This is a genomic window from Exiguobacterium sp. USCH10 (genome assembly GCF_037619445.1).
GTDB classification, from domain to species: Bacteria; Bacillota; Bacilli; order Exiguobacteriales; family Exiguobacteriaceae; genus Exiguobacterium; species Exiguobacterium aestuarii_A.
In genome coordinates this window covers 14,617-26,785 of record NZ_JAQPZO010000010.1, presented here as the reverse complement: position 1 = coordinate 26,785, position 12,169 = coordinate 14,617, and the positions used below count along the sequence as shown (strand labels likewise).

The 12,169-nt window shown below is 45.9% G+C and carries 12 protein-coding genes and 1 tRNA gene; 8 read left to right on the top strand and 5 right to left on the bottom strand.

What is annotated here, in order from left to right:
• Nucleotides 1–39 precede the first annotated feature (39 nt).
• Nucleotides 40–663, bottom strand: a complete 624-nt coding sequence (locus PQI28_RS12855; protein ID WP_274664925.1) for a hypothetical protein — start codon at nucleotides 661–663, stop codon at nucleotides 40–42.
• Between the two features lie 151 nt (nucleotides 664–814).
• On the opposite strand from PQI28_RS12855, the gene PQI28_RS12850 reads away from it, so the two are divergent.
• Nucleotides 815–2,884 carry an alpha-amylase gene (locus PQI28_RS12850; protein WP_339963522.1) on the top strand — a complete coding sequence of 690 codons (2,070 nt, stop codon included), beginning with the start codon at nucleotides 815–817 and terminating at the stop codon, nucleotides 2,882–2,884.
• A gap of 31 nt (nucleotides 2,885–2,915) precedes the next feature.
• On the opposite strand, the gene PQI28_RS12845 is transcribed toward PQI28_RS12850, so the two are convergent.
• From PQI28_RS12845 to PQI28_RS12835, 3 genes are all read right to left on the bottom strand, one after another.
• Nucleotides 2,916–5,531 carry a putative bifunctional diguanylate cyclase/phosphodiesterase gene (locus PQI28_RS12845; RefSeq protein WP_339963521.1) on the bottom strand — a complete coding sequence of 872 codons (2,616 nt, stop codon included), beginning with the start codon at nucleotides 5,529–5,531 and terminating at the stop codon, nucleotides 2,916–2,918.
• 106 nt (nucleotides 5,532–5,637) lie between these two features.
• Nucleotides 5,638–6,504, bottom strand: a complete 867-nt coding sequence (locus PQI28_RS12840; RefSeq protein WP_214696834.1) for a YitT family protein — start codon at nucleotides 6,502–6,504, stop codon at nucleotides 5,638–5,640.
• A 75-nt stretch (nucleotides 6,505–6,579) separates the two neighbouring features.
• Nucleotides 6,580–6,987 (bottom strand): YkvA family protein, encoded by a 408-nt coding sequence (locus tag PQI28_RS12835; protein ID WP_074033005.1) that lies wholly within the window; start codon nucleotides 6,985–6,987, stop codon nucleotides 6,580–6,582.
• A gap of 113 nt (nucleotides 6,988–7,100) precedes the next feature.
• Between PQI28_RS12835 and PQI28_RS12830 the strand changes: the two genes are divergently transcribed.
• Entirely contained in the window at nucleotides 7,101–8,339 is a 1,239-nt protein-coding gene (locus PQI28_RS12830) for an aminopeptidase (RefSeq protein WP_214785739.1), read from the top strand.
• A 37-nt stretch (nucleotides 8,340–8,376) separates the two neighbouring features.
• On the opposite strand, the gene PQI28_RS12825 is transcribed toward PQI28_RS12830, so the two are convergent.
• Nucleotides 8,377–9,159 carry an alpha/beta hydrolase gene (locus tag PQI28_RS12825; RefSeq protein ID WP_339963520.1) on the bottom strand — a complete coding sequence of 261 codons (783 nt, stop codon included), beginning with the start codon at nucleotides 9,157–9,159 and terminating at the stop codon, nucleotides 8,377–8,379.
• A gap of 105 nt (nucleotides 9,160–9,264) precedes the next feature.
• Between PQI28_RS12825 and PQI28_RS12820 the strand changes: the two genes are divergently transcribed.
• The 6 genes from PQI28_RS12820 (at nucleotide 9,265) to PQI28_RS12795 (ending at nucleotide 12,140) form a co-directional block, all read left to right on the top strand.
• Nucleotides 9,265–9,855: a TetR/AcrR family transcriptional regulator gene (locus PQI28_RS12820; RefSeq protein ID WP_224863346.1), complete on the top strand. Its 591-nt coding sequence runs from the start codon at nucleotides 9,265–9,267 to the stop codon at nucleotides 9,853–9,855.
• Nucleotides 9,848–10,192 (top strand): DMT family transporter, encoded by a 345-nt coding sequence (locus PQI28_RS12815; protein WP_214747352.1) that lies wholly within the window; start codon nucleotides 9,848–9,850, stop codon nucleotides 10,190–10,192. Before PQI28_RS12820 ends, PQI28_RS12815 begins: the two co-directional genes overlap by 8 nt.
• Nucleotides 10,189–10,503 carry a DMT family transporter gene (locus PQI28_RS12810; RefSeq protein ID WP_074033008.1) on the top strand — a complete coding sequence of 105 codons (315 nt, stop codon included), beginning with the start codon at nucleotides 10,189–10,191 and terminating at the stop codon, nucleotides 10,501–10,503. Before PQI28_RS12815 ends, PQI28_RS12810 begins: the two co-directional genes overlap by 4 nt.
• A 71-nt stretch (nucleotides 10,504–10,574) precedes the next feature.
• Nucleotides 10,575–11,132 carry a GNAT family N-acetyltransferase gene (locus PQI28_RS12805; RefSeq protein ID WP_214696843.1) on the top strand — a complete coding sequence of 186 codons (558 nt, stop codon included), beginning with the start codon at nucleotides 10,575–10,577 and terminating at the stop codon, nucleotides 11,130–11,132.
• An 87-nt stretch (nucleotides 11,133–11,219) separates the two neighbouring features.
• Nucleotides 11,220–11,292 (top strand) — tRNA-Val (locus tag PQI28_RS12800).
• 149 nt (nucleotides 11,293–11,441) lie between these two features.
• Complete coding sequence (locus PQI28_RS12795; RefSeq protein ID WP_224863342.1) at nucleotides 11,442–12,140, top strand: DUF554 domain-containing protein; 699 nt, start codon at nucleotides 11,442–11,444, stop codon at nucleotides 12,138–12,140.
• Nucleotides 12,141–12,169 lie beyond the last annotated feature (29 nt).

Here is a 12,169-nt window from a genome sequence, read left to right as displayed (position 1 = left end):
AAAGGAGTGTTTCAGCATCAGTCTGAAACACTCCTTTTTCTATTCGATCGTTTCATGTTCAGGTTTAATGCGCACTAGTAAAAAGGTAAGTATGACGATGATTGCAATCAATAAGAATGTGATGGTAAACAGTACTTGAGTTAAGAATGAGACTTGATTTTCTGCTGCAATCAACTCTTTCTGAATATCTTTATACTGCATCTGTTTAAGCGACCGTAAATCTTCTAGGATGGTCTGTCGCAGTTGCGTCATCGTCTCGGCTACTGCTGTTGCTTTAACAAGGTCACCTTCTTCATAGATGACAAGTACACGATCGGCTTCTTTTTCCCATATGGCATCTCGCTCGAGTAAATCGAGGACGGAACTCGGTGTGTCCGGGTCATCGATGACGGACTGTTTCAATGCCCTAGCTTGCCGAGACATGCTATAGTACATCTCTAAAAAATGTCGATCTTCGTAGGCGAGTAAACCACGAATCGCGTTTGCGCGTTCAATATTATAATACATGATATCTTCAATTGCCTCATAAGAGCCGAGTTGTTCATCTTGTATGATTTCTAGCCGCTCATTCGTCTCTCTCAATTGAAAAATAAAAATACCGATGATCGAGATAGATAGCACGGATAGACTGATCCATAGTAAAATCCACTTTCGTTGTGACATCGTGACCCTCCTTTCTACTCCATCGTACATGATTTTGGAAAAATCGACAGAAAATATTTTTTTGGAAAAGGAAAAAACGGGTAAATGTATAATCAATTAGTGTAAGAACTTTATACAACAGAAGACCATTAGAAGCTTAAGGAGAGTCAATATGTCAGAGAATTCATCATTACACAAGTTGTACCAGGTGTTACAAGATCAGCGTACGAACCTTACTTACGAGATTCCGAGTCTATGGAATCGCATGCGTTTTCCTTCTGAACCGATTCGTGACGGGGTCGAGCGTGTAAATCCGTATGATTTTTTAGTAGAAACAATAGAGAAAGCGATTCTTCCATATGCGGTAGAAAATCGAGCATATCATACGTCCATCGCGAGTGCAGATGGTCATTTACAGACGGGTGGCGATTGGATTAAGCGTGCCTCAGTCTATTCGATGCAAGTTCGTACATCGACTTCCTGGGATCATGATGGATCGGGTTATGTGGAGATGCAGAACTCACTAGGGATGAAAGACACAGGCACATTTGTGAAAACGCTTGCACTCATTCCACATCTCCTTTATATGGGGATTGATACCTTGTTCCTGTTACCGATTTCTCAGCATAGCCATAAAAACAAGAAAGGTGAATTTGGCTCTCCTTATGCCGTTCAAGATTTCTTTGCCATTGATGAAGAGTTAAAGGAAACGTTGACAGGTGATGCGATGACTGTTGAAGAAGAGTTTTCTGCATTTGTGGAAGCTTGTCACATGGTAGGGATTCGTGTCGTCATCGATGTCATCCCTCGGACGTGTGCACGAGACAACCGACTCATTCTTGAAAATCCGGAGTGGTTCTACTGGATTCCGCTGGCCGAAGTCGATTATTATCATCCACCATCTGTGCCGGGGATTGGAGAGAATGTAAAACCAGAATTTGCTTTCTTACCAATGGTGTACAACTCAGAAGATGTCTGGCAACACTTAAGACGGTTCTCGATGGCTCCGAACTTACTTGATGCTGAAAAATGGGAACGGGTACGTGCTTTCTTGATCGAACATCCAGAAGAAAACGTCCTCGCAACGATTGAACGAGAGTTCGGATTGACGACAGCGCCTGCCTTTTCAGACTGTATCAACGATCCACAACCACCTTGGTCGGACGTGACTTACTTCCGTCTCTTCTTAGACCATCCGCTTGCGGCGGCACCTTATGTGAACGATGCGAATATCGCTCCGTATATTCTGTTTGATTCAATCAAGTCCAATCAATTCCGAGGAAATGTCATCAACGAACCACTCTGGGAGATGCTCGCTGATATCATTCCACACTATCAACGCGAATATGGCATTGATGGCGCACGAATTGATATGGGACATGCACTTCCTGTCGATTTGGCACAGCGCATTCTAGCAAAACCACGTTCACTCGATTCGAACTTTAGCTTTATTGCGGAAGAATTGATTGAAGCAGGAGCTTGGGCGGCGAAAGATGCCGGTTATAACATGATCATCGGATATGGTTTTTATAAAGAACCTCGATTCGAGACACATGAGACGCATCAATTCTTATACGACTCACGCTTTTTACCACTTCCGGTGTTCGCGGCAGGGGAAACCGCGGATACACGTCGCCTTGCGACGCGAGAAGGGGGACGACAGGCAAGTCGGTTGTTGACAGTCTTGAACGGTTTTATGCCGAATGGTGTCCCGATGACAAACTCTGGACTTGAGTTATATGAAACGCAGCCGATGAACACCGGGCTCGATTGCCGTCCCGAAGAAGCGTACCAACTCTTCCCGACAGATCCGTATTTCGGAAAACTCGCGTTCTTTGATGCGTATCAGTTCCATTGGGACCATCCAGAGCGAGATGAAATGATCGAAGTGATGCATCAAGTAGCAGAGATTCGTCGCCGTTGGCTCGATGTACTCGTTGACCCGAACCATTTTGAACCACTTATTTTAAACGAACCGTTCGCACCGTTTATCGGATTCGCTTGGTTACGTCCAGAGACGAACGATACGTTGCTTGTTGTAGCGAACACAAATATGTGGGAGTCGTTACGAGGCGTGGTTTCCCTTGATGGTGTACGTCGCCGAAATTGGAACGCTAGTCGTTTTGCGGAGATGGTCTATTCACCAACTTCGTGGCCATATGCGGAACATGCGTTTGATGAACAATGGAATCTCCATGTCGATTTAAAACCTGGTGAAGTCAAAGTATATGAGATGAAATGAAAAAACGCCTTGAACCGATACATCATTCGGTTCAGGGCGTTGCGTGTTTCATGTAATAAATGACGAACTCATCAAGTGGCATCGGCTTTGCATAACGATAGCCTTGCATGGAGTCACATCCAATTTTACGAAGGAACGTCTCTTGATATTCAGTTTCTACACCTTCGGCGACGAGTGCCATACCAAGTTGTCGTGCCATGGCGACGATGGTCGTCGTGACCATCTGATATTCACGATTCTCTTCAAGTTGCATCGTGAATTCACGAGGGATTTTCAATTCATCGATTGGGTAACGAACGAGATAGGCCAGCGAACTATAACCTGTCCCAAAATCGTCAATCGAAAGTTTGATACCGAGCGACTTTAATTCTAAGATTCGATTCAAGACGCGATCGGAATGGTGAGCGGCGACCGTTTCGGTTAATTCAAAATTGAGTCGGGACGGATCAATTGGGAATCGCTCGAACAACGTATTCAAATAATCAATTAAATGCTCATCAAACAATTGCCGAACGGACAAGTTGACCGAAAGCTTCGGCAAATGAATATCCCCTTGTTCGAATACGTGAATCAGTTGGAACGTCTCATGAATCATCCAGCGACCTAAATCGTGGATATGACCGGTTTCTTCAGCAATCGGAATGAATTGACTCGGGGGAATGAACGTCCCGTTATGTTGCCAACGCATGAGCGCCTCCGCTCCAATCACTGCCTTCGTAGACGCATCGACTTGAGGTTGGAGGAAAAGTGAAATCTCTCCTTTTTCAAGTGCGGTATCAAGTCCTTCCATCAATACTTTCCGTTCTTCCTTGTCTTCCCGCAATTCTGGTTCGAACATGACGGTTTCGTCACGACCTTTGTCTTTTGCGCGATACATGGCGAGATCGGCGTTCGAGAGCAAGTGTTTCAATTTTTTACCATGCTCTGGGAAGCGGACGATTCCAATCGAGGCATGCACTTCAACCAGTGTTCCAGCCATATAATAAGGTGGGCGATAGACGAGACGCCGTAAGCGTTCTGTCAACATTTCATCATCACCGTGCTCGGCGACGACAATAAATTCATCACCACCGAGACGTCCGGCATATTCGTTTGGAAGGAGTGCGGTCCGCAGTCGTTTTCCGATATGCTGCAGAAGCTCGTCTCCCATATGATGGCCAAACTGGTCGTTAATTTCTTTGAAGCCGTCTAAGTCAGAGAACATGAGCGTGAACGTGCGACCTTCTTCGATCAAACGTTCAATTTGCTCTTGTAGCGCGTAACGGTTGTGAAGTCCTGTCAGACTATCGAATTTGGCTTGGTATAAAATTTGTTCTTGCTGCTCGATCATTTGTGTGATGTCTTTCGCGATAGCGTAAATACCTTCGACTTCCCCGTCGATGATCATCGGAACATTGACGAGTTGCCAAACACGTGTCTCGCCATCTTCGGTCATAATCCGTACATCAATCGTTCTCGGTCGACCGTTTGATAACTCTTGAAGAATAATCGTATACGGTGCACGATCTTTCGATTCGATGATGTCGAGGATATTTGACCCGAGTAACTTGTCCGTCGTCAATCCAAGAATCGAACTTCCTGCCTCATTGACCGACAACACTTCGCCGTGCAAATCGAATAAGAAAATTGGTTCTGAATGATAGGCGAAGAGCGAGCGGTATTGCTGTTCACGAATCTCGAGTTCATGCGCCTTTGTCGACACGGCCACTTCTAAATCTGTATTGACAGAATGAAGACGATGGCTGATGAGCGCGTTCTGTTTTGAGACGACGAACTGGCGAATGAGCAAGAGGAGCACGGCATTCGCAATCATCGAATCGGTTACAGACGTACCGAGAAGGCGGTCTGAAGCGAGTAAAAATAGCATGACGACGATACTGTACAGAATGTAATCCAAAATGGAATCGTAAGCAAGGGCGTCTTCCGATATATCCTCGACCCAATAACTGATGGAAATCATAAGGATACTACTGACTTGAACGAGATGAACTAGTTCATGTGTGATGCCTGAAAACACAAAGAGTGTGTTCGCGATTGAGGCGACCGTGAAGCTTAAAATTCCGACGAGTACAAGAATCCGGAATTGCTGTCCAGCCGAGACGACGCGATTTAAATACAAGAAGGATAGCATCATGTACAGGCTGATCAGGAGCATCTGCTCTTCAAAGCCACTCAACTGAGATACGAGTGACACGTCTTGTGTGGAATAAAACCAGATATGTAGTGCACCAATCACAAAGAAACTAAATAAGGCGAACAAGTCAAACGTACGTAATTTCAACGTGCGAATCTCAATGGATTGAGTAATGACAATCAGAGCCATGATTAAGTAAAAGAAATTTTGTAAAAACAAGAGGTATTGAGTATTCGCACCTGTCGAATCATAGTGCATTAGTAAATAAAGTGCGAAGCACACATTTCCCGCAGTAATCAAAACATGAATAAATCTTCTCATCCCTCTATGTTTAAAAATTGCTACTCCACTAAATAAGATGGCTGCTCCTGAAATGACGAGATAATAGATGAGCAACGTGCTGTTTCGCAGATCATGAGGGGTCAAAAATAACAATAAAAGTCCGGTCAAAAACGTTCCGATGAGAATCGCCGGAACGTATTGGCGCAACGAGTGAACTGACAACTCATGCACCTCCTTCTTTATATATAGGGGTCTCTTATTTATTATCGGAACAGGTGACCGAAGATTACACAAAAAAATCGACAACAATACGAGATTGTTGTCGAACAGGTAAATATTAGAGTGTATACGAGTGTTCTTTGAAGTTCCCTACGATGGAATCGATTTCTGATACGGTGACAAATGCCTCAGAGTCAATCTCGGAAACAATCTGACGAAGTCGAGGGATTTCATTGTTCTGGACGACGACGTACAGCATTTTTTTCGAATCGTTCGAATATCCGCCTGTCGCATCCATGATGGTGACGCCACGTTTTAAGTTCTGCTTAATGACCAAGTTGATTTCATCCGCCTTCTGACAAATGATGAAACATTGCTTTTGAGCGGAGAAGAACTTGTGAATCGTGAGTAACGTGCGTGACCGGACAAAGCTTAACACAAGGGCATACATGACCGCTTTAATGTCAAAGACGATGAAGACCATTACATAAACGATGATATCTTGTGTCAAAAAGATTTTAGGTAACGACAAATTTCGGTTGTTCATATAAATGACTTTCCCTAAAATATCGAGACCGCCGGTAGAAGCGCCTGCGAATAAGAGGAGAGCAAGTCCGAGACCCGAAACGATTCCGCTGAATACGGAAGCGACGAGCGGATCGTCAAGTGGAGTCGGCGGAATAAGGACAGGTAAACTATCGATTAAGATAGAAGAGAGCACGACAACAATTCCCGTCATCAAAATAAAGCGACGTCCCAAGTATTTTAACCCTAAGATGAAGAGTGGGATATTGAGCACGAGCTGCGTCATCCCGATTGGCGTTCCGAATAGTTCGTTCGTAATCAACGTGATTCCGACGATTCCTCCCGAACCGATTTCATTAGGTTTGAGCAGTAAACTGACAAAGACAGACTGAAGGATTGTCCCGGCAATGATGAACAGTACCGTTTCAAGGGCAACCCGTTTTCGAGATTTAGCATACATAGATAATGGCTAGGCCTTACGCCTCCTTTTGGTAAGTCTTCTGCTAGCGTACTGCTACTCGTTCATCATTTCAAGTCACAATTCGTTATGGAATCGGTCGATATCACTCGCTAATTGTTCATGTACATAATCGATCACCTGAGCATCATCGAATAGTCCGAGCGGTACATCATCCGGAATCGCATCGAACGGTGAGACGAAATATAGAATTGCCGCGACAAGCTCTTCTTGTTTGTCAGGTTGCATTTCAAATTGATCATTGTATAGCGCGCGCAACATATTCAGCATTTGTTTCATTTGGAAGTAGAGCGTCAGTTCTTCTTCGCGCTCGATATTGCTGATTTCATTGGATGCCACGTCTACGGTCACTTTTGCGAGGGCGCGTTCACCTTGGACGAGTAGGTCGCCGAGTTGTTCTCGGTCGTGGATATCTTCTTTCGCTTGTTTCAAAAAGTGTGTGTAGGTTGATTTCCAATCTGCCATAGTAGATTCCTCCTTCATTCTTCATCTACTAATATGCCCGTTTTTGCGCATCGGTTGCAACTTTTCCTGAAATTTAAGAAAATAAAGATAACTGAAAAGGAGGAACGATACATATGTCTATGATTTCTATGCCGACAGAGGCAGATTTCGCACGCTATGCAGAGCTAGCTGTGAAAAAAGGTGTCAATATTCAACCAGGTCAACAGCTAGAGGTACGTGCCGATATCAGTCAGGCACCACTTGTCCGTCACGTGGTGAAAGCTGCGTATGCGGCAGGTGCGAAACAAGTATTCGTCAATTGGAGCGATGAGGAGACATCGAAGATTCGTTATTTCGATGCACCAGCAGACTCGTTCAAAGAGTTTCCAGATTGGCTAAAGGCTCGCTTTGAACAATTGGCTGAAGAGAAGACGGCATTCTTGTCCATCGTCAGTGATGACCCAGATGCCTTGAATGGTGTCGAATCGTCACGCATCTCGGATGCGAACCGTGCAGCCGGACAAGCACTTGCGAAATGGCGTCAATATGTGATGAGTGACAACGTGAGTTGGTCAATCGTTGCAGGTGCGTCAGAAGCGTGGGCTGAAAAAGTATTCCCGGGGCGTGAAGATGCGGTCGCAGCTTTATGGCAAGCGATTTTCGCAGCAACACGTATGGATCAAGAAGATGTGGTCGCGGCATGGGATACACATGATCAATCACTCCGTAGCCGCGCGAAGTTGCTGACAGAGAAGAAGTACGCGAAGTTGCACTACCAAGCACCAGGCACTGAACTTACAATCGGGCTTCCGAAAAAGCACGTCTTCCTTGGCGGTGGCGGTCCAAACGTCGATGGCATCGACTTTATCGCGAACATGCCGACAGAAGAAGTGTTCACGCTCGCGGATAAAGATTCTGTGGAAGGTCACGTGTCGAGCACGAAGCCACTCAGCTACAGCGGGAACTTGATTGACGAGTTCACGCTTTGGTTTGAAGGTGGGAAAGTCGTCAAGGCAGAAGCGAAAAAAGGACAAGCGGCTCTTGATGAGTTATTGAACATGGATGAGGGAGCACGCCGCATCGGTGAAGTGGCGCTCGTTCCAGATGATTCGCCAATCTCAAACTCAGGTCTTCTCTTCTACAACACGTTGTTTGACGAGAATGCATCATGCCACTTGGCATTAGGTCGTGCCTACTCGACATGTCTCGAAGGTGGTCCTTCGATGTCGCAAGAAGAACTCGCGGCGAACGGCGCGAATGACTCGATGACACACGTTGACTTCATGATTGGGTCAGCTGAAATGAATATCGATGGTGAACGGGAAGACGGCACGCGCGAAGCAATCATGCGTGACGGCAACTGGGTCATCTAAACGAAAGAGCGAATTCCGAAATCGGAATTCGCTCTTTTCATGTGACGTCATACAAATAACGAAGGGCGTGAGGCAAACGGCGGCGCCAAGCTGATTCGTGATGAATCGCATCCGGTTCCACTTCATATCGGAAAGCGATACCCTTTTTAGCGATGGCTTCAATCAGTTTTGCATTCGTGAACAAGTAATCCTTCGCTGTGATTGGTCCGCTCTCTTCATTCGTTCCGATGTCCATATACAGTTTTCCAAAGATATCGGTTTGCTGAATAGCCTGGATCAATGGATCCAGATTCGCCCATGCTGCGGTGGAGAGGGATCCGACTCTTTTGATGGAAGGGTAGGTTGCCATCATATATAAAGAGATGACACCTCCCATCGAGCTCCCCATGACGCCGACATCTTCTGGATCTGTCGCATACTCCTTGTCGATTCGTGGTTTTAAGTCGTTCATAAGCCATTCTGCATACAAACGACCTTGACCACCAAGGGTTGGGCGCGTTTTCGCAAGTTCCGGTCCGATACGGCGATATAACATCTCATCTTCTTCATATGAATATTCGTCATAACGATCTAACCAGTTCGGAGCACTTGCAATGGCGACGACCATAAGTGGAAGCTGGAGTGTATCGATGCAGCGGTCAATTTCCCATCCTTCTCCATATGTAGCCGTGCTTCCTGAGAATACATTTTGCCCATCATGCATATAAAGGACAGGAAGTGGGGTGTCGGCATTGACCCAGTCTGGTCGAAACACGCGGACGATCCGTTTTTGACCACGGACCTTCTCCGTTGGAATCGATACGTTCAATTGATCAATCATTCTTCATCACCTCTTTCACCTTGTATTGTGGAGAATCATGAGCGAAAAGACAAACACAAATCTTGACTACCTACCGTTCGTTAGGTAAGGTGAGGAGGAAGGAGAGTGAGACGCGTGAATACAAAAGAGAAAATTATGCAATCCGCTCGGACACGGTTTGCCCGTGAAGGATATGAAGGATTATCACTTGCGGCGGTTGCCGAAGACGTTGGCATCCGAAAGGCTTCTTTGTATGCTCACATCGATGGGAAAGAACAATTGTTTAAGCAAGTCGTGACCGATATGGCGAATCGTTACGAAGAAGCATGGCAACAGACATGTGAGGATACTAAAGATCGACCACCTTTAGAACGGATTGAGTCGATCGTTCGGATGCTCACGTCATTCTTTAGCGATCACGAGACGTGGATGTTGACGAAACGGATGCTCCTCGTACCACCCCCAGAATTTCGAGACTATATTGAAGAAGTCATCGGAAAGGTAGAGACGGAGTTAAAGCGGTTTGAAAAAGAACAGTTTCGTCTCGCGATGGAACGTGGAGACTTACCATCGCAACCACTCGATGAGCTCTATGCTGCGTACTATTGCTTTCTAGATGGTGCCTTATTGTCTCTATTTACATTTGAAGATGAGCGGGAGATGCGACAACAAGCCGCTTTCCGAATCTTCAAGAAAGGTGTGGGTTGGAATGGATAAGGAAAAAGTCGCCTGGATTTCTCTTTTGTTCGCAGGATTGCTTGAAATCATTTGGGCAACGACGATGAAATTGTCTGAAGGGTTTACCGTTCTTGGTCCGACGTTATGGACGATTGTACTCTTGGTTGTCAGTTTTGGCTTACTAGCTAAGGCATTCCGGGTTTTACCTGCAGGTACAGGATATGCCGTCTTCACGGGAATCGGAGCGGTTGGAACGGTGATTGTCGGTGCTCTTCTTTTTGACGAGGCGCTCAGCGGCTGGAAACTTTTACTTGTGACGACGTTGATCATCGGAATCATCGGGTTGAAACAAGTGACAGGAGGAGAAGAAGCATGAGTTGGGTATATTTGATCGGTGCAGGGATTGCTGAGATGACAGCCGTTTTCTTTATGGGGAAATCGAAAGGGTATCAAATTTTAAAATGGTCAATCTTATCGATTTTGTCGTTCGCGCTCAGTTTTTATTGGCTATCGAAGTCGCTTGAAGACATTCCGTTAAGCTTGGCTTACTCCATCTGGGTCGGAATCGGAGCGGCAGGTGGCGTCATTCTAGGCATGCTCTATTTAAATGAGTCTAAAAGCCGCTGGCGCATCTTTTATCTAATGATGATTATCGGCAGTGTGGTCGGTTTAAAAGTTGTATCGTAAAGGATTGAAACAAGCTGAAAACGGGAATTGAATAATTCAGATTATGAGATGGAAGAAAGGGGCGGAAAACGATGCATCTTGTCGAGTTGCAGTCCGAACGTTTGCGGTTTGAACCGTACACGATCTCTGATTTCTATTTTGTTAAGTCGCTTCTCCAAGATCCTCGGGTGATGCGCTTCATCAGTCCGGATGGGAGACCGTATACAGACGAACAAACAATCGAATGGTTCGAACGTCAATTGGCCCGCTATGAAACGGGACGCCAGACAGGGCTATTGAAGCTGATGACGTTTGAAAGTGATGAACCGATTGGTCATGCAGGTACGTTGCTTCATGAGTTAGACGGTAAACTCGAGCTAGAAGTCGGCTATTGGTTGTCACCGAAGCATTGGCATATGGGTTACGGACGTGAAGCGGCCGCGCGATTGATGCAGTATGCCTTCACTGAAGGAGAGAAGGAAATCATTTCACTCATTCATCCAGAAAACGTTCCGTCTCAGCGTGTGGCTAAAGCGAATGGTCTTCATTGGGACCGTGACACCTTATATCAGAACATGCTCGTCTCCGTTTATGCAGGTGATTTGGAACGCCTCTGCCGGCATATTGATCGCCAACAAATGACGCGTTAAAAAAAGTACAAAAAACTTTTAAAAAGTTGTTGCCAACTTAATAGTTTCTTGATATATTAATAGTGTCCTTAAGAGAGGACACGACCTGATTCTGTAGCTCAGCTGGGAGAGCGCTACCTTGACAGGGTAGAGGTCGCTGGTTCGAGCCCAGTCAGAATCACTTGGGTGCCAAACCCTCGAGAAACCCACCGGAACATGGGTTTCCGCGAAGCCACTTCTTGCGAGAAGTGGCTCTTTTTTTGTATATTGACATGGCGCGAAAGCAATTGGTATATTCCTTTCAATACATAATGAAACGGGGAATGCAAAATGGTGCTAACAGGAACCCTCGTCAATGCCGGACTAATCGTCATCGGAGCATTGTTAGGTCTCTTATTTCACCGCATTCCAGAGCGTATGAAAGAGACGGTGACGGCAGCAATCGGGCTTGCGGTCATCTTGCTCGGCATTCAAATGGGGATGAAAAGTGAAAACTTTTTGATTGTCATCGGAAGTCTTGTCGTCGGGTCTGCGCTCGGGGAATGGTGGAAGCTAGATGAAGTATTAAATGAAATCGGCTATCGGCTGGAACGGCGTCTTGGAAGTCAATCGAGTGTAGCGGAAGGGTTCGTTACGGCAACGCTCATCTTCGTCATCGGCGCGATGGCAATCATTGGGGCGCTCGATAGTGGATTACGTGGCGACCATGACGTCCTGTATACGAAAGGGTTGATTGATGGATTTACAGCCCTCGTGTTGAGTTCGACGCTCGGCATCGGGGTCATGTTTTCGGCCGTTCCGGTGTTATTGTATCAAGGTGGGATTGCACTACTCGCCATTCAAATCATGAAGTTCATTCCGGAGTCGCTCATGGACAGCTTTATTTTAGAGATGACTGCGACCGGTGGTGTGATGATCGTGGCGATTGGCTTGAATTTGGTCGGAATCACAAAAATTCGTGTGGCGAACTTATTGCCAGGGATTTTAGTAGTGGCACTCATTGTGTCGGTTATACATATGATGACATAAAAAAATGGGCGGAAGCGTGGCTTCCGTCC

Bases quoted from the DNA above. Each gene is read 5' to 3' on its own strand.
- PQI28_RS12855 (WP_274664925.1), bottom strand. From the start codon at position 663: ATGTCACAACGAAAGTGGATTTTACTATGGATCAGTCTATCCGTGCTA.
- PQI28_RS12850 (WP_339963522.1), top strand. From the start codon at position 815: ATGTCAGAGAATTCATCATTACACAAGTTGTACCAGGTGTTACAAGAT.
- PQI28_RS12840 (WP_214696834.1), bottom strand. From the start codon at position 6,504: ATGTATGCTAAATCTCGAAAACGGGTTGCCCTTGAAACGGTACTGTTC.
- PQI28_RS12835 (WP_074033005.1), bottom strand. From the start codon at position 6,987: ATGGCAGATTGGAAATCAACCTACACACACTTTTTGAAACAAGCGAAA.
- PQI28_RS12830 (WP_214785739.1), top strand. From the start codon at position 7,101: ATGTCTATGATTTCTATGCCGACAGAGGCAGATTTCGCACGCTATGCA.
- PQI28_RS12825 (WP_339963520.1), bottom strand. From the start codon at position 9,159: ATGATTGATCAATTGAACGTATCGATTCCAACGGAGAAGGTCCGTGGT.
- PQI28_RS12815 (WP_214747352.1), top strand. From the start codon at position 9,848: ATGGATAAGGAAAAAGTCGCCTGGATTTCTCTTTTGTTCGCAGGATTG.
- PQI28_RS12810 (WP_074033008.1), top strand. From the start codon at position 10,189: ATGAGTTGGGTATATTTGATCGGTGCAGGGATTGCTGAGATGACAGCC.
- PQI28_RS12805 (WP_214696843.1), top strand. From the start codon at position 10,575: ATGCATCTTGTCGAGTTGCAGTCCGAACGTTTGCGGTTTGAACCGTAC.
- PQI28_RS12795 (WP_224863342.1), top strand. From the start codon at position 11,442: ATGGTGCTAACAGGAACCCTCGTCAATGCCGGACTAATCGTCATCGGA.